This is a genomic window from Thermomonas sp. (genome assembly GCF_029945965.1).
In the GTDB taxonomy this organism is placed as follows: Bacteria; Pseudomonadota; Gammaproteobacteria; order Xanthomonadales; family Xanthomonadaceae; genus Thermomonas.
The window spans coordinates 1-15,734 of the sequence record NZ_JAQSDO010000012.1 but is presented as its reverse complement, the minus strand read 5'-3'; the positions used below and the strand labels follow the sequence as shown (position 1 = coordinate 15,734).

The 15,734-nt window shown below is 63.8% G+C and carries 18 protein-coding genes; 9 read left to right on the top strand and 9 right to left on the bottom strand.

Annotated features, from left to right (window positions below):
- Positions 1-135 precede the first annotated feature (135 nt).
- Positions 136-657 carry a hypothetical protein gene (locus PSV05_RS05185; RefSeq protein WP_300063145.1) on the top strand — a complete coding sequence of 174 codons (522 nt, stop codon included), beginning with the start codon at positions 136-138 and terminating at the stop codon, positions 655-657.
- A 19-nt stretch (positions 658-676) separates the two neighbouring features.
- On the opposite strand, the gene PSV05_RS05180 is transcribed toward PSV05_RS05185, so the two are convergent.
- The 3 genes from PSV05_RS05180 to PSV05_RS05170 all read right to left on the bottom strand — a co-directional run bounded on the left by PSV05_RS05180 (position 677) and on the right by PSV05_RS05170 (position 3,149).
- A complete protein-coding gene (locus PSV05_RS05180; RefSeq protein ID WP_300062506.1) occupies positions 677-901 on the bottom strand; it encodes a DUF167 domain-containing protein in 225 nt (74 codons plus the stop codon).
- Between the two features lie 108 nt (positions 902-1,009).
- Positions 1,010-1,801 carry a CsgG/HfaB family protein gene (locus PSV05_RS05175; RefSeq protein ID WP_300062503.1) on the bottom strand — a complete coding sequence of 264 codons (792 nt, stop codon included), beginning with the start codon at positions 1,799-1,801 and terminating at the stop codon, positions 1,010-1,012.
- A 91-nt stretch (positions 1,802-1,892) separates the two neighbouring features.
- Positions 1,893-3,149, bottom strand: coding sequence for a 6-phosphofructokinase (locus PSV05_RS05170; RefSeq protein WP_300062500.1), 1,257 nt, complete (start codon positions 3,147-3,149; stop codon positions 1,893-1,895).
- 111 nt (positions 3,150-3,260) lie between these two features.
- Here PSV05_RS05170 and PSV05_RS05165 point away from each other — a divergent pair, with 111 nt between their 5' ends.
- Genes PSV05_RS05165 through PSV05_RS05155 form a run of 3 tightly spaced genes read left to right on the top strand, consistent with a single transcriptional unit; the run spans position 3,261 to position 5,851 of the window.
- A complete protein-coding gene (locus PSV05_RS05165; RefSeq protein WP_300062497.1) occupies positions 3,261-3,839 on the top strand; it encodes an adenylate kinase in 579 nt (192 codons plus the stop codon).
- A 25-nt stretch (positions 3,840-3,864) separates the two neighbouring features.
- Positions 3,865-5,241, top strand: coding sequence for a UDP-N-acetylmuramate:L-alanyl-gamma-D-glutamyl-meso-diaminopimelate ligase (gene mpl / locus PSV05_RS05160; protein WP_300062495.1), 1,377 nt, complete (start codon positions 3,865-3,867; stop codon positions 5,239-5,241).
- The gene (locus PSV05_RS05155; protein WP_300062492.1) at positions 5,234-5,851 is read left to right on the top strand and encodes an LON peptidase substrate-binding domain-containing protein; all 618 of its coding nucleotides are present in this window, start codon (positions 5,234-5,236) and stop codon (positions 5,849-5,851) included. Before mpl ends, PSV05_RS05155 begins: the two co-directional genes overlap by 8 nt.
- Positions 5,852-5,854: 3 nt before the next feature.
- Here PSV05_RS05155 and PSV05_RS05150 read toward each other — a convergent pair whose 3' ends face one another.
- Positions 5,855-7,795 (bottom strand): bifunctional DedA family/phosphatase PAP2 family protein, encoded by a 1,941-nt coding sequence (locus PSV05_RS05150; protein ID WP_300062489.1) that lies wholly within the window; start codon positions 7,793-7,795, stop codon positions 5,855-5,857.
- 61 nt (positions 7,796-7,856) lie between these two features.
- Here PSV05_RS05150 and PSV05_RS05145 point away from each other — a divergent pair, with 61 nt between their 5' ends.
- Genes PSV05_RS05145 through PSV05_RS05130 form a run of 4 tightly spaced genes read left to right on the top strand, consistent with a single transcriptional unit; the run spans position 7,857 to position 10,831 of the window.
- Positions 7,857-8,675 (top strand): NAD(P)-dependent oxidoreductase, encoded by an 819-nt coding sequence (locus PSV05_RS05145; RefSeq protein WP_300062486.1) that lies wholly within the window; start codon positions 7,857-7,859, stop codon positions 8,673-8,675.
- 49 nt (positions 8,676-8,724) lie between these two features.
- Positions 8,725-9,156 (top strand): VOC family protein, encoded by a 432-nt coding sequence (locus PSV05_RS05140; RefSeq protein WP_300062483.1) that lies wholly within the window; start codon positions 8,725-8,727, stop codon positions 9,154-9,156.
- A gap of 23 nt (positions 9,157-9,179) precedes the next feature.
- Positions 9,180-9,578 (top strand): DUF350 domain-containing protein, encoded by a 399-nt coding sequence (locus PSV05_RS05135; protein ID WP_300062481.1) that lies wholly within the window; start codon positions 9,180-9,182, stop codon positions 9,576-9,578.
- Positions 9,579-9,592: 14 nt separating this feature from the next.
- Complete coding sequence (locus PSV05_RS05130) at positions 9,593-10,831, top strand: acetylornithine transaminase (RefSeq protein WP_300062478.1); 1,239 nt, start codon at positions 9,593-9,595, stop codon at positions 10,829-10,831.
- 6 nt (positions 10,832-10,837) lie between these two features.
- On the opposite strand, the gene PSV05_RS05125 is transcribed toward PSV05_RS05130, so the two are convergent.
- Genes PSV05_RS05125 through thiE form a run of 4 tightly spaced genes read right to left on the bottom strand, consistent with a single transcriptional unit; the run spans position 10,838 to position 14,803 of the window.
- Positions 10,838-11,974, bottom strand: a complete 1,137-nt coding sequence (locus tag PSV05_RS05125; protein WP_300062475.1) for a PLP-dependent transferase — start codon at positions 11,972-11,974, stop codon at positions 10,838-10,840.
- On the bottom strand, positions 11,971-12,873 hold the full coding sequence (locus PSV05_RS05120) for an ion transporter (RefSeq protein WP_300062472.1): 903 nt from the start codon (positions 12,871-12,873) through the stop codon (positions 11,971-11,973). Before PSV05_RS05120 ends, PSV05_RS05125 begins: the two co-directional genes overlap by 4 nt.
- Positions 12,874-12,879: 6 nt before the next feature.
- On the bottom strand, positions 12,880-14,163 hold the full coding sequence (gene hemL, locus PSV05_RS05115; protein ID WP_300062469.1) for a glutamate-1-semialdehyde 2,1-aminomutase: 1,284 nt from the start codon (positions 14,161-14,163) through the stop codon (positions 12,880-12,882).
- On the bottom strand, positions 14,153-14,803 hold the full coding sequence (gene thiE, locus PSV05_RS05110) for a thiamine phosphate synthase (RefSeq protein ID WP_300063143.1): 651 nt from the start codon (positions 14,801-14,803) through the stop codon (positions 14,153-14,155). The genes hemL and thiE overlap by 11 nt, the downstream gene beginning before the upstream one ends.
- Before the next feature lie 64 nt (positions 14,804-14,867).
- Between thiE and PSV05_RS05105 the strand changes: the two genes are divergently transcribed.
- A complete protein-coding gene (locus PSV05_RS05105; protein ID WP_300063141.1) occupies positions 14,868-15,059 on the top strand; it encodes a rubredoxin in 192 nt (63 codons plus the stop codon).
- A gap of 17 nt (positions 15,060-15,076) precedes the next feature.
- Here PSV05_RS05105 and PSV05_RS05100 read toward each other — a convergent pair whose 3' ends face one another.
- The gene (locus tag PSV05_RS05100; RefSeq protein ID WP_300063138.1) at positions 15,077-15,523 is read right to left on the bottom strand and encodes a DUF192 domain-containing protein; all 447 of its coding nucleotides are present in this window, start codon (positions 15,521-15,523) and stop codon (positions 15,077-15,079) included.
- Between the last annotated feature and the right edge of the window lie 211 nt (positions 15,524-15,734).

The following is a 15,734-nucleotide window of genomic DNA, read 5'->3' as shown; positions in this document are numbered from 1 at the left end:
CCCCGCGACTATCGCACAGCCCGATGGCATGCGGGCATGCCGGGGTCCCAAAAAAGTACATGGATCGGCCATGAACGCGGGGTTCAGGCCGACCATGCCAGCCTGCGCCGGTCGATTTCCACACCGGAGAAGCTGATGTCGCGTTCGATCCTGCTGTGTCTTGGTCTTTGTGCTGGCCTGTTGGCGACCGCCAACGCCAACGCCTCCGACCCGAAACCGGAAATCCAGCGCCAGGTCGGGACGCCTCAGTCAGTTGGAGTGGCTCATACCCTGCGCACGATCCCGGAAGCCTGCGCCCGCCTGGAAGGCCGGTTTACCGGCGACAAGGCCAAGCCTTATGCGTTCGCCGCGGTGCCAACCAGTGCCCGTTGCCAGCCACGCGCGCGGCTGGTCGATGCGGTGGGCGCCAAGGCATCGGTGGCCAACGGTTGGCTATTGAACGATGTGATCCGGGTCCCGAGTGCCAATTGCCCTTCGCAACAGGCAGTGGTTCGGATCTGGCGCCAGGCCAGCAAGGCAGCGGCACCCAAGCTCGATGCGCAGGGCAGGGCCCGCATCTACCTCAAGGACGGACTTGAAGCGGCGCGCCAAGGCCAACTCCCCGCGATGCCCATGTTTGCTGCGGCCATGACCCTCGAGGGCCTGGCTTGCAAGTAAGGCTTGCCAGTCGTGCCGACTAGTCGGGGATTTCCACCCGTTTCAGACGGCTCCCGGCACCGGACTTGATCGTGACCTGTGCTTTTTTGCACCCAAAGTGGCGCGCCACAAGCGCCACCAGTTCTGTGTTCGCCTTGCCATCGACGGGCGGCGACTTCAGCTGTGCCAGCCAGGTGCCATCGTCCTGCTGCGTGAGCGACGCCGCGCGGCTATTGGGCTTGGCCTTGACTTGAAGGATGGGCATCGCGTGAGGATCGCATGCCCGTTATTCGCGACGGGTATGCAACAGGCGTGCAAATGAAAACGCCCGGCATGGCCGGGCGCTTTCGCAACACGATGTCGGACGCTTCGGTCAGTTGCCGACCTTCAGCTTGCCGCCCTTGCCCAGTCCGCCCTGGACTTCCTGCGGCTGGTAGTTGCGCAGCGACTGAACCATCTTGTTGTAGGCATCGGCAAACGCTAGCACCAGCACCTTGCCCTCAGGCGTATTGGTGTAACCACCCACCGCGCCAAATCCGGACAAACCGCCGCCACCCACGCCCAGGCCGAAATCGGTCTTCTTGCCCAAGCCCATGGAGGTGGCGATTTGCACACCCGAACGGTTGTCGATCATCGTCAGCACGGTTTCGGCGCGCTTGAACTTCAGGCCACCGACAACGGCACCCACTATGCCCATCCGACCACCAAATGCACCCAGAATTCCACCAACACCACCCGCGTCACTCTGCGAGAAATTGATACTGGGGTTCATGGTGAAGTCCGCTGCAACCATCTGGCCCTTGCCGAAGTTGCTGCCTTGGCGCATCTCGCCTGAATCCTGCAATGCACGCTCCTGCATCATGTTCTGCATTGCGCGGCCACGTTCAACCACCACGAAGCAGTTCGATTGCTGGATCAACATGCGGATGACTGGAACGGTCGACGGCAGGCGAAGATCGGAGGTCAGGTAGCGGTACCAATCGCCATCCTGTTCTTCTACAACGCCCACTGTGCCCAAAGGCTCATCGCAATGCTCAAGGCCGGCAGAGCCTTGGGAGTTCCCGCCGGCGGCGCTTCCACCGGGGACTGTTGCCTTGTGGCGCTGGGCCATTGCCGGCGCACACATGAGCATGCAGATGCTCGCGATCAACAAATGTTTCTTCATGACGTCCCCTGGTAAATTTCAAGATAGTTGGTTTCTAAAGAGTGATGTGGCCCTTGGGCACCCCATCGGGTGGATTCTAGCGGCAAGCCACTCACGCGTCCCAGCGTGGCAGGGTGCGGCGAATGGTTGCTTGATCCAGTACAACGTAATCCGGTAGCCCATTCCGGCCAAACGGTGGATATGCCTCGCCGGCGATGAGGGGTTGCAGGTAGCGCCGTGCCGCCGCCGTAATCCCGAACCCGTCCTTGCGAATGAAGCCGGCCGGCATGGTTTTCTCGTGGTTGGCGACCTTCGTTAGCGGTGCGGCTTCCACGCTCCAGCGATAGGGCGAATCCGACGTCCGCACGATCACCGGCATCACCGAGTTCTTGCCGGCCAGGGCGAATTCGACTGCCTTGCGGCCCACCGCCATCGCCTGTTCCAGGTCGGTCTTGCTGGCGATGTGGCGGGCCGAGCGCTGCAGGTAGTCGGGCAGGGTCCAGTGCACCTTGTGGCCGAGCACATCCTTGACCCGGCCCGCCAGGTGCGCGGCCACACCGCCGAGCTGGGTGTGCCCGAACGAGTCCTTGCCGCCGCCGGCGTCGGCGACGAAACGGCCGTCGGCATCACGAATGCCTTCGCTGGCCACCACCAAACACCAGCCGACGCGCTTCACCACCACCACCACCTGGGCCAGGAAGGCGGCCTCGTCATAGGCCCGTTCCGGGAACAGGATGATCTGCGGCGCATCGTTGCGGCCATCTCCGGCTAGCCCGGCGGCGGCGGCCAGCCAGCCGGCGTGGCGGCCCATTGCCTCGTAGACAAAGACCTTGGTCGAGGTTTCCGACATCGCCGCCACATCCAGCGCGGCTTCGCGCACGGACACCGCGGTGTATTTGGCCGCCGAACCAAAACCCGGGCAGCAGTCGGTCACCGCAAGGTCGTTGTCGATGGTCTTGGGCACGCCCACGCATGTCAGCGGGTAGTCGTATTCGGCTGCCAACTGCGACACCTTCAGCGCGGTATCGGCAGAGTCATTGCCGCCGTTGTAGAGGAACCAGCGCACGTCATGGGCGCGGAACACGTCCAGCAGGCGTTCGTACTTGGCGCGGTCGGCATCCAGCGACTTGAGCTTGAGCCGGCAACTGCCGAACGCGCCGCCGGGCGTGTGCGCCAGCGCCTTGACCTGTGCGGCGCTCATCGTAGAGGTGTCGATCAGTTCCTCACGCAGCGCGCCGAGGATGCCGTTGCGCGCCGCCAGCACGCGTACTTTCCTGGCCCGCGCGGCCTGGATCACCGCCGAGGCAGTGGCGTTGATGACGGCGGTCACGCCGCCGGACTGGGCATATAGAAGAGTGCCTTTGGGCATCTGGAAATCCTGGGTGGGGTCTGGATCGGGGGTCGGATACGGTAAGCTGGCCGCCATGCAAGGCCGGAGCCAGTGTAGCGTCGGCCGACGACATCATTCTGGAGCGATTCGATGCGATTGGTTCTGTTGGGTGCGCCCGGCTCCGGCAAGGGCACCCAGGCGGCACGGCTGAAGGAGCACCTGCAGGTGCCGCACATCTCTACCGGCGACCTGTTGCGTGCGGAAGTTGCTGCCGGCAGCAAGCTGGGGCTTGAAGCCAAGGGCGTGATGGCGCGCGGCGAGCTGGTCAGCGACGCGATCCTGCTCGGCATGCTGGAGGATCGTTTTTCGCGGTCAGACACCAGTAATGGCTTCATCCTCGACGGCTACCCGCGCAACCTGGCGCAGGCCGCCGCGCTGGACGGTTTGCTGGGCCGGATGAAGCAGTCGTTCGACTATGCGGTAAAACTGCGTGTCGCCACCGAATTGCTGGTCGAGCGCATTGCCGGCCGTGCCAAGGCCGAAGGCCGTGCCGACGACACCCCGGAATCCGTTCGCACCCGCCTGCAAATCTATAACAACCAGACTGCGCCGGTGATTGACTACTACCGCCAGCACGGCCAGCTGACCGTCGTCGATGGCGTGGGCAGCCTGGATGAAGTGTTCACCCGCATCCTGGAAGCGATTTCGAGCGGTCACGAGGTCGGTTGAGCCTGCACGCAGCGGAGCGTTTGTCTTGAAACTCCACATCCTCGGCATCGCCGGTACCTTCATGGGCGGGGTCGCTGCGCTCGCGCGCGAACTCGGTCATGCGGTTGAAGGCAGCGACCAGGCCGTGTATCCGCCGATGTCGACCCAACTGGAACAACTCGGCATCGCGTTGTCGCAGGGCTACCTGCCCGGCAATATTTCCGATGACTGCGACCAGGTCGTGATCGGCAATGCACTCTCTCGCGGCAATCCCGCGGTCGAACATGTTCTCGACCACGGCTTGGCCTACACCTCGGGCGCGCAGTGGCTGAGCGAGAAGGTGCTGCCCGGGCGCGACACGCTGGCGGTGGCCGGTACCCACGGCAAGACCACGACCACCACGATCCTTGCGTTCCTGTTGCAGGCCGCCGGTCGTGAGCCGGGTTTCCTGATCGGTGGCGTGGCTGAGGACTTCGGCATGTCCGCGCGCATCGGCAGCGGTCGCGAGTTCGTGGTCGAGGCCGACGAATACGACACCGCATTCTTCGACAAGCGCAGCAAGTTCGTGCACTACCGGCCGCTGGTCGCGATCCTCAACAACCTGGAATTCGACCACGCCGACATCTTTCCGGACGTGGCCGCGATCCAGCGCCAGTTCCACCATCTGGTGCGAACGGTGCCGGGACGTGGCCGGTTGATCGTCAACGGTGCCGACGCGTGCATCGCAGAAGTCCTGGAGATGGGCTGCTGGACGCCGGTGGAGCGTTTCGGCCTGCTCCAAGAGGGGATGGATCCGACCTTCGAATGGAGCGCACGCAAGCTGCGCGAAGATGGCAGTGCGTTCACTGTCCTGCACAAGGGCAACGAATTCGGCATCGTCGAATGGTCTTTGCTCGGCGATCACAACGTGCTCAACGGGCTGGCCGCACTGGCCGCATGCCACGCGGTGGGCGTCGATGTCGCCGCGGTCATCCCTGCGCTGATGGCGTTCCGCAGCGTGAAGCGACGCATGGAAGTGATCGGCACGCATGCCGGCATCACCATTTACGACGACTTCGCCCACCACCCGACCGCAATCGCCACCACGCTGGCGGGACTGCGCGCGAAGGTCGGGAAATCACGGATCGTGGTCGCGATCGAGCCGCGCAGCAATTCGATGCGGCTGGGTGCGCATGCCGATGCATTGGCGCCGTCGCTGGACGGGGCCGACGTGGTGGTATTCCTGCATCGCCCGGAACTGGCCTGGGATGCCGGCAAGGTGATGACCGCACTGAAGGGCGAGGGCCATGCGGTGGTTGATGTCGATATGTTGATCACGACGCTGCGCACGCTGGCGCGCGACGGCGACCGAGTGGTGTTCATGTCCAACGGCGGATTCGATGGCGCACCCCGGCGCTTTCTCGCCGCGCTGCGCGATGGCTGACCTCACCACGCTGCCCTTGTTCCCGCTGCAGGAGACGGTACTCGTGCCGGGTGCGGCACTGGACCTGCGGATCTTCGAGCGACGCTACCTCGACATGGTCAGTGAGTGCGGGCGCAGTGGCAGCGGCTTTGGCATCTGCCTGATCCTGGAGGGTAACGAGGTCGGTTTGCCCGCCACGCCGACAGCCTTCGGCACCGAGGCGGTAATCGAGGATTTCGGCACCACGCCCGAGGGTTTGTTGTCATTGCGGGTGCGCGGCCAGCGAAGATTCCACGTGCTGCGCACGCGGGTGCGCGACAGCGGCCTGGTCATTGCCGATGTGTACTTCTGCAACGAGGACGCGTCGTCGCCACGCCTGCGTCCGGAGCACGCGTTGCTCGCCGAATTGTTGCGGCGGATCCTGGAGCAGGTGGCAGGAGGAAATAGCGATCCCGAACCGTCTCTGTTCGAGGATGCGGCATGGGTCAGCTGGCGGCTGTCCGAACTGTTGCCGCTCTCGCACGCGCAGCGCCAGGGCTTGCTGCAGCTGGATGATCCGCATGCGCGCCTGCAGCAGTTGCTGGATCGCATTGCCGACGATCTGGATCAACAGGACACTGGCGACGCCTGAGTGTCAGGGCGCTGTGTCGGTGCGCACGCGGATGCGCCCATCAGCATCCTGGTGCGGGAACGTCGAGATGGCCGAACGCATATCCGCGGGCATGCCTGCTGTCGACGGCAATGGCTTCCACAGCATCAGCAGGCGCAACCGCTTGCGCGCCTGCATGGTTTCGAAGCGACCCACCCACAACGGCGTGCCATCTTCAAGACGCGCGGGTGCAGGCCATACGCGCAGAACTTCAATCTGGTCTGCGTGACCACTCTTGCGACGCAGCAACATTTCTTCCGGATGCGCATCCAGCGCGATCGGCAGCACCGGCTGGCGCGGTAGCGGGCGGGTCTCATCGAGCAGCCCAAGCACCGAAATCCAGCCTGCCTCCGGCTGCACTCGCCAGCCCTGCGCAACCAGCCGTTCCTGCAAGGGCTGCAGGGCGCCGGCGATTTCGATGTCGAAGCTGCGGGTGTCATGCAGGCCATGCACCCACCAATCCGCGGTGGCCAGCGATTCCCGCGGTGGCGGTGGTTCGAACCTGGCCAGCGTCGCATCGGCACTGCGCGGCGCATACCACACTGCGGCCAGCGCGAAGCTGCCGTAGAACGCCCATGCCAGCGGGCGCATCCAGAAGGAGCGGCTACTGTGGCGGCGGTAGGCGATGCCCAACACCAGCAGCCACGCCACGCCCAGCAAAACGCCCGCCATCACGTCACTGAGCCAATGCGCGCCGAGATACAGCCGGGCGAATGCCACCAGTGCTGTAGCCACGCCAGTCAGCAGGTAGGGCCATACCCGTTGCCGGCCCGGCAGTTCGCGCGCGATCAACACGGCGAAGAAGCCGAACACCACCGTGGTCATGGTCACCGCGATCGATGGGAATCCGAATCCGGCTACCGCAGTCGGTGGGCGCGGCATGTCGATGACAGCGTCGAGGCCTTCGGTCAGCAGCAGGCCGATCGCAATCGCGGTCAGCCAGTGTGCCGCCGCCATCCAGCGCTTTCGCCATATGAGCCATGCCAGTGCGAACGCGGAACAAGTCCCCAGCACCGGCGCACTGCCGATTGCTGCCAGCGACGCCATCAAACGGTCGGCCAGCGGGTTGCGCAAGGCGAACATCGCGGCATGCACGGTTTGGTCCAGCGCCAACGGGCCGCCCTGCATCAGCAATGATGTGGTCAGGCCAGCCCACAGCCAGGCAACTGCGAACAGGCATGCGGCCAGGATCACCAGCGACGCAGATTCCGGCCGGCGCGGATCGATCAATGCCGCGGCATAGCGGCCCAGCCGCGGATGCGCACGCGTCCACAGCAGTGCGCGCGCCAGCAGGTTGTCGGCGTGGGCGGCAAACCAGCGCCAGGTGTAGAGCACCACGGCCCATGCCAGCGCCAGCGCCGCGAAAAGGCCAAGCAGGACCAGCACGAGCTTGTCAGCGACGGCCGCCACTGCGTCGTAGGAAGCACCGAAGATCCAGCCCGGCGCGATGAAGGCCGCGCCCCACGTGATCGCGGCGAACAGGCTGGCCGGCAGATAGCGTTTCAGCGGCATGCGCAGCATCCCGGCGACGACCGGCACGAAGGGTCGCACCGGTCCCACGTAACGCGCGATCACGATGCCCTTGGTACCGTGCCGGCGGAACAGGGTCTCGCCACGCTCCAGAAGCTGTGGATAACGACGGAACGGCCATTTCCCACGCAGTCGCGGCCCCCAGCGGTGGCCGACCCAGAAGCTCAGGCCGTCGCCGAGCAGTGCGCCCAACGCCGCGCAGCTGATGGCATAGGGGCCGGAAAGGTGGCCCAGGCCAACCAGCGTGCCTACCGCGAACAGCAGCGGCAGCGCCGGCACCAGGATCCCGAGTACCACCAGCGCGTCGCAGAATGCGATCAGGAACACCACGCCACCCGCGGCCTGCGGATGTGCGCTGATCCACGCGACGATACTGTCGAACCAAGCGCTATCCATGGCCCGGATTATAGGCAGTGGCCCTTACACTGGGTTTACCTCGCATCCAAGGAACCGCGCCATGGCCAGTCTTGCCGGCAAGACCCTGTTCATCACTGGTGCTTCGCGCGGCATTGGCCTCGCGATTGCACTTCGCGCCGCGCGCGATGGCGCCAACATCGCTGTCGTCGCGAAATCCGCGGTCGCCAACCCGAAGCTGCCCGGCACCATCCATACCGCAGCCGCAGAGATCCAGGCTGCGGGCGGACGCGCGTTGCCACTCCAATGCGACATCCGCGAGGAAGAGCAGGTGCGCGCGGCGATGGCGGCGACCGTGGACGTGTTCGGCGGCATCGACATCCTGGTCAACAACGCCAGCGCGATCTGGCTGCGCGGCACGCTGGACACGCCGATGAAGCGCTTCGACCTGATGCAACAAGTCAATGCGCGCGGCAGTTTCCTGTGCGCGCAGGCCTGCCTGCCACATCTGCTGGAAGCCCCGAACCCGCACATCCTGACGCTGTGCCCGCCGCCGTCGCTGGATCCGAAATGGTGGGCGCCGCACACCGGCTACACGCTGGCGAAGATGGGCATGAGTTTCGTGACGCTGGGCCTTGCCGCCGAATTCGGCCCGCAAGGCGTGGCGGTGAATGGGTTATGGCCGCGCACGCTAATTGCCACCGATGCACTGAACATGATTCCCGGTGTCAGCCCCGGTAACGGGCGTTCGCCGGCGATCGTGGGCGATGCCGCGCATGCTGTGTTGACGCGGCCTGCTGCGGGCTCCGGCGGCGAGTTCCTCATCGACGATGAAGTGCTAGCCGCAGCTGGCATTACCGATCTGTCCGGCTATGCGGTGGATCCTTCGCAACCGTTATACCCGGATCTGTTTTTGGACTGAGCTCGTCTCGAATGACAATTAAATCGCCACCGTTCAGTTCGGAGCCAAGATGAAATATCTGCACACCATGATCCGCATCCGCGATGTCGATGCCTCGCTACGCTTCTTCTGCGAAGGCCTCGGGCTGCAGCTCAAGCGGCGCGATGACTATCCGCAAGGCAAATTCAGCCTGATCTTTCTGGCCGCGCCCGATAGTCCCGACGCGGAGATCGAACTGACCTGGAACTGGCCGGATGCGGATGGCAACACCGAGGACTACGGCAGCGCGCGCAACTTCGGCCACCTGGCATTCCGCGTCGGAAACATCTACGACACCTGCGCGCACCTGCAGGCGATGGGCTACACCATCAACCGCCCGCCGCGCGACGGGCACATGGCCTTCGTGCGCTCGCCCGACCTGATCTCGGTCGAACTGCTGCAGGAAGGCACTTTGCCGCCCGTCGAGCCGTGGGCCTCGATGCCGAACACGGGCGCGTGGTGAACGGACCAACACCGGAGACCCCAATGCAATACACGCAAGCACTATCGGACTTCGCACTCTATTTCGGCATGGGCCTGGGCTTCATGCTGCTCTACATGGTGCTTTACCTCTACGTGACGCCACATCGGGAGATCACCCTGATTCGTGGGGACAACCTGCCGGCCGCGGTGGTGCTGGCTGGCGCACTGCTGGGTTTTGCCTTACCGCTGGCTGGTGCATTGCGGATCGCCAATGGATTGCTGGATGTGGCGGCATGGGCATTCATCGCGCTTGTCGCGCAGTTGGCCGCGTATGCCGGGGTCGCGTTGCTGCTGAAGAATTTCACCAAGCGCATCAACCGCGGCGAAATGGCGGCTGCGGTATTGGCCGCGGCGATCCACATTAGCGTGGGTTTGGTGAATTCCGCCGCAATGAACTACTGACCCAGCCCGCTACCATGTCCGAAGCCCGTTCCGATTCCGCGAACCTCCTCGCCCTTGGCCGTGACTACTATTTGCCGGTCTACCGGCCGCGCGAGCTCATCCTGGAGCGCGGGCAAGGCGCGCGATTGTGGGATTCGCAAGGGCGCGACTATGTGGATTTCAGTGCCGGCATCGCCGTATGCAGCCTTGGCCATTGCGATCCAGACCTGGTCGCGACGCTGACCGCGCAGGCGAACATGCTGTGGCATACCAGTAATGTTTTTTACAGCGAGCCACCACTACGGCTTGCGCAGGAACTGGTGACGGCCTCGCGTTTCGCCGAGCGCGCGTTCCTGTGCAATTCCGGCGCCGAAGCCAACGAAGCGGCGATCAAGCTGGTGCGAAAGTGGGCCGCGGCGCAAGGGCGCGCACCTGATCGACGCGTCATCGTCACCTTCCGTGGCAGCTTCCATGGCCGGACCCTGGCCACGGTCACTGCGACCGCGCAGCCCAAATACCAGGAAGGCTACGAGCCCTTGCCGGGCGGCTTCCGTTATGTCGACTTCAACGATCTTGATGCGCTGGCTGTCGCGATGGCGACGGGCGATGTGGCCGCGGTGATGCTGGAACCTGTGCAGGGCGAAGGCGGGGTAATGCCGGCCGCGCCCGGTTTCCTGGCTGGCGTGCGCGCTTTGTGCGATACGCATGATGCGCTGCTGGTACTGGACGAAATCCAATGCGGCATGGGCCGTAGCGGCACGCTGTTCGCGCATTGGCAGGACGACGTGACACCCGACATCGTCACCCTGGCCAAGGCACTCGGCGGCGGTTTTCCGATTGGCGCGATGCTGGCCGGACCGAAGGTCGGGCAGGTCATGCAGTTCGGTGCGCATGGCACCACCTTCGGTGGCAATCCATTGGCGGCGGCAGTGGCGCGGGTTGCGCTGCGCAAACTGGCTTCGGATGACATCGCCGCGAACGTGGCCACGCAATCGCAGGCATTGCGCGATGGCGTGGCCAAAATCGACGCTTCAGTGGGATTGTTCGATCAGGTTCGTGGGCGAGGCCTGATACTCGGCGCGGTGCTCAAGCCAGTGTTTGCCGGGCGTGCCGGCGAGATCCTCGATCACGCCGCCGTAAACGGCCTGCTGTTGCTGCAGGCCGGCCCCGATGTCCTGCGCTTGGTGCCACCGTTGAATATCAGTGACGAGGAAGTCGCGGACGGATTGGCGCGATTACGTCTCGCGCTGGAGTCGTTCGCGCGCGCTGCCTGAGCTGGCTCAGTTCAGCGCCTGTGCCAGGTCTTCGATCAGGTCGTCAACGTCTTCCAGCCCCACCGAAATCCGCAACAAATTCTGCGGCGAACTGGGATTCGGACCTTCAACCGAAGCGCGATGCTCGATCAGTGATTCGCAGCCGCCCAGCGAGGTGGCATTGGTGAAGATGCGCAGCTTGCCTGCCATGGCCAGCGCGGACTCGCGCCCACCGACCAATTGGATGCTGAGCATTGCGCCGAAGTTGCGCATCTGCCGCGCCGCCACCTCATGGCCGGGATGCGATGCAATCCCCGGGTAGTTCACGCGCTCGATCGCCGGATGGTTGGCGAGGAAGTCGACGATCTTGCGTGCATTCGCGCAATGCATCGCCATCCGCGCCGACAGCGAGCGGCAGCCGCGCAAGGTCAGCCATGCGCTGAACGGGGCGAGCACTGCGCCGGTGATGTGCAGACGATGGGCGACGAGTTTGGCGAAGTCGTCGTCCCGGACGAACGCCAACGCGCCACCGAGCACATCGCTATGACCACCGAAATACTTGGTAGTCGAGTGCATGACGATATCGGCGCCATGTTCCAGCGGCCGGGTCAGCAACGGCGTGGCGAAGGTGTTGTCGCAGGCCACCAGCGCGCCATGCGCGTGCCCGATCTCGGAAAGTGCCGCAATGTCGCTGATTCGCATCAGTGGATTGGATGGCGTCTCGATCCACAACAGATCCACGCCTCCGGCGCACGCACTGCGTACGGCGTGCAGGTCGGTCATGTCTACGCGCGCCACAGTGATGCTGCGTGCGGGCAGGAATTCAGCAGCGTAGATCTGCAATCCGACGTAACAGTCGTTCGGCATCACGACCCGTGCCGGCGTTGGCAAGCTTTCAAACAAGCCACTGATGGCGGCCATTCCCGATGCAAAGGTCAGTGCTGTCCGTGCACCTTCGAGTGCGGCGATTGCCTCACGCAAGCGATCGTTGGTCGGATTGCCCTCGCGCTGGTATTCGTAACCGTTCAATCGCTCGCCATCTGCGCCGTGGCGAAACGTGGTGGCCAGCTGGATCGGTGGCGCCACTGCGCCCGTTGCAGGATCGACTTCGTTGCCGATGTGCACGGCGACTGTGCCGGGACGGAGATTGTGGGGCGTATTCATTCTTTGGCTTCCGGTAGGCTGCGCCCGCATTTACGGCAATGCCAGGCGTCGGATTCATGGTCGATCAACCCGCACTCGCTACATCGCACGCTGTGGCGCTTTGGCTGCAGGCTTCGAGCCAGCTCGGCGGTGTAGATACCGGTCGGCACTGCGATAATGCTGTAACCGATGATGATGAGCACGGATGTTATGAAACGCCCCAGCGCCGTGCCAGGGGCGATGTCGCCGAAGCCCACTGTCGCCATGGTCACCACTGCCCAGTACATACCAGTGGGGATACTGGTATAGCCGTGTTCCGGTCCTTCGATGACGTACATCAGCGCGCCGAATACTACGGTAATCGTCAGCAAGGTAGCCACGAACACCAGGATTTTGCGGCGTGCGCGCAGCAATGCCTGCACCAGTACACCGGCTTCGCTGGAGTATTCGGCGAGTTTCAGGATGCGGAAGATGCGCAGCATGCGCAGGATCCGCACCACCGCCAGCGAGGCGCTGGCCGGGAACAGCAACGACAGGAACGTCGGCACGATAGCGAACAGATCGATGATGCCGTAGAAGCTGGTGATATAGCGTAGCGGGCGCTTGACGACCCACAAGCGCACGGCGTACTCGACCGTGAACAGCAAAGTGAAGAACCACTCAGCCAGATAGAGCTGCGAATGCCACCGAAGCTTGATGAATTCCACGCTGTCCAGCATCACTACGACGACACTAGCGATGATCGCAACGATCAGCCACAGGTCGAAATTGCGTTCATCCGCCTTGTCATGATGGAAGATCCGCAGGTACCAGCGATAGCGCGCACCGGATGTGGTTGCCGGCTCGTGGTTACGTTCCAGCAATGGGCGTTCTTCCCCGGCTGGCGCATCCGGATCTTGGCGTCCGTGCGTCTCAGACATGCCGCGTCACAAAGTCGCGAATGACGTGCGTGCCGCTTCGATCGTCTGCGCGATCACGTCGTCGTCGTGCGCGCTGGACATGAACCCGGCCTCGAATGCAGAAGGCCCCAGATATACGCCACGTTCCAGCATCGCGTGGAAGAAGCGGTTGAATGCGGCGCTGTCGCAAGCCATCGCCTGTGCGTAGGTGTCGACGGTCTCATTGCTGAAGAACATGCCGAACATGCCGCCAATTCGCTGCGTGGTGAAGGCGATGCCCGCATCATGCGCCGCGGCTTCGAGCCCATCGCACAATGCGTGCGTGCGGCGTTCCAGATCCTCGTAAAAGCCCGGTACCTGGATGAGATCGAGCATGGCCAGGCCAGCGGCCATCGCCACCGGGTTGCCGCTCAGCGTGCCGGCCTGGTAGATCGGCCCCGTGGGTGCGATCTGCCGCATCAACTCGGCGCGGCCGCCGTAGGCACCCACTGGCATGCCGCCGCCGATGATCTTGCCGAACGTGCTCAGGTCCGGCTTCACCCCGTAACGTGCTTGGGCGCCACCGAGCGCGACGCGGAAACCGGTCATCACTTCGTCGAAGATCAGCAGCGCGGCATGCGCCGAGCACAGCGCGCGCAAATGCTGCAGGAAGCCATTGCGCGGCGGCAGGCAGTTGGCATTGCCGACCACGGGCTCGACGATCAGGCAAGCGATGTCGCTTCCGCATTCGTCAAACAGCGCAGTCGTCGCATCGAAATCGTTGTAGGTCAGCGTGAGCGTCAGGTCCGCTAGCGCCTTGGGCACGCCGGGCGAAGTCGGTACGCCGAGCGTCAGCGCGCCGCTGCCGGCCTTTACCAGGAAGCTGTCGCCATGACCGTGGTAGCAGCCTTCGAATTTCACGATGCGGCTGCGACCAGTGGCGCCGCGGGCCAAGCGAATGGCTGACAACGTGGCCTCGGTGCCGGAATTGACCATCCGCACCATCTCGCAGCTAGGTACCAGCCGCTTGATGGTCTCGGCCATGGTGACTTCCAGCGGGTTCGGCACACCAAACGACAGGCCATCGCGCGCGGTGCGGATGACGGCGTCGAGTACTTGCGGATGGTTGTGGCCAACGATCATCGGACCCCATGAACCCACGTAGTCGATGTAGCGGTTGCCATCGACATCGAACAGATACGGGCCGTCGGCGCGCTGTACGAAAAAGGGCTCCCCGCCTACCGACTTGAAGGCGCGCACCGGTGAATTGACGCCGCCGGGCATCAATGCCTGGGCGCGGGTGAACAGGTCGTGGGAGCGGTCATGATTCATGTGTGGGGTCTTCTGTTGGGTCTTCGAAGCAGGAAAGGTAGGAACGGGCAGCAGCAACGGGATCGGGCGCATCGAACACGCCGCTGATCGCCGCGACCAGGTTGGCACCCGCCGCAATGACTGACCTCGCATTGTCAGGGGTGATGCCGCCAATCGCCACCCGTGGTACCTGCAAGTACGTGCTGGCACGCAGCAGGTCGAGGCTGGCGCGTCGCGCAGCTGATTTGGTCGACGAAGGGAAAAACGCGCCGAAGGCGACATAGTCCGCGCCTGCTGAAACAGCAGCGCGCGCGCGCGCAAGGTCGTCGTAGCAGGACGCGCCGATGATCGCAGTGTCGCCCAGCAGGCGTCGCGCATCCGCTATGGCGCCATCGTGCTCGCCCAGGTGAACGCCATCGGCGCCGAGTGCATGTGCGAGGTTTGCATCGTCGTTGACAATAAATTTGACGCCGGCTGCGGCACACGCATCACGCAAACGTGAGCCTGCATCCAGCAAACTGGCGGCATCCATCACCTTGCTGCGCAACTGCAGGCAGGACGCATGCGGCAGCAGCGGCTTGGTGCGTTCGAACAGGCGCAGCGGATCGCGATCATCCGGCGTGATCAGGTACAGGCCACGCTGCAACCGCTGCGCACGCATCGTGGCTTCAGCTGCCGGGCGCGTATGGGACAATGGCGGCTCGTCCACCAACGCTGCACCCATGATGTCCGATCCCGCCGCTCCCGCCATCGCCTACCGCACCTGGATGTGCGTGGTTTGCGGTTTCATCTATGACGAAGCACTGGGCTTGCCCGAAGACGGCATCGAGCCCGGCACGCGCTGGGAAGACGTGCCCGATACCTGGACCTGCCCCGACTGCGGCGTAAGCAAGGACGATTTCGAGCTGATGGGCTGACGCTTGTTGCGTGTGCATCACTTGACTTCGGGGATGCCGGGACCGAACGTCATCTGCGCGCCGTTTTCCAGCTTGAGTTGCGCCGCTTCTCCGGCATTGAGCTCCAGCACGTAGCGTGCGGGTGCGTCGCTCGGATAGGGCGGGCAGGAATCGCCTAGCGAACATGGCGGGACGTCGCGTTGTTGCGACACCAGTTTACGGGTGTCGTCGAAGTAGAGGATATCGAGCGCGATCTTGGTGTTCTTCATCCAGTACGCCTGCGGCTCCTGGCGATCATGGATGAACAGCATGCCGCGGTCGGCCTCCATCGTATCCCTGAACATCAGGCCGCGCGCCCGCTCGGCATCATCGTCGGCGATTTCAATGGTGTAGCGATGTCCGCCCAGTTCCACCCATGGGCTGTGCGCGCTGGCACAGGCGGAGAGTGAGCAGATCACAAGCAGCAGCAGGATGGGTTTTCGCATGGGAAGACTCCTCGGGGACGGCGCACCATCGCGCGCAGCACGGATCGCGTCAAGGCACAAGACTTCCGCCAGTTGGATTGCTCGTGCATCATTCGCGCCCTGCCCAGCAACGGCCCAGCCGGAACCTGCAGCAGGCCGAAAATTCTTCAAGTTGAAGTATTGACGGAAGGCAAAAAGCTTGTATGATGTGCGGCTCGCTTGAGCAGAAGTG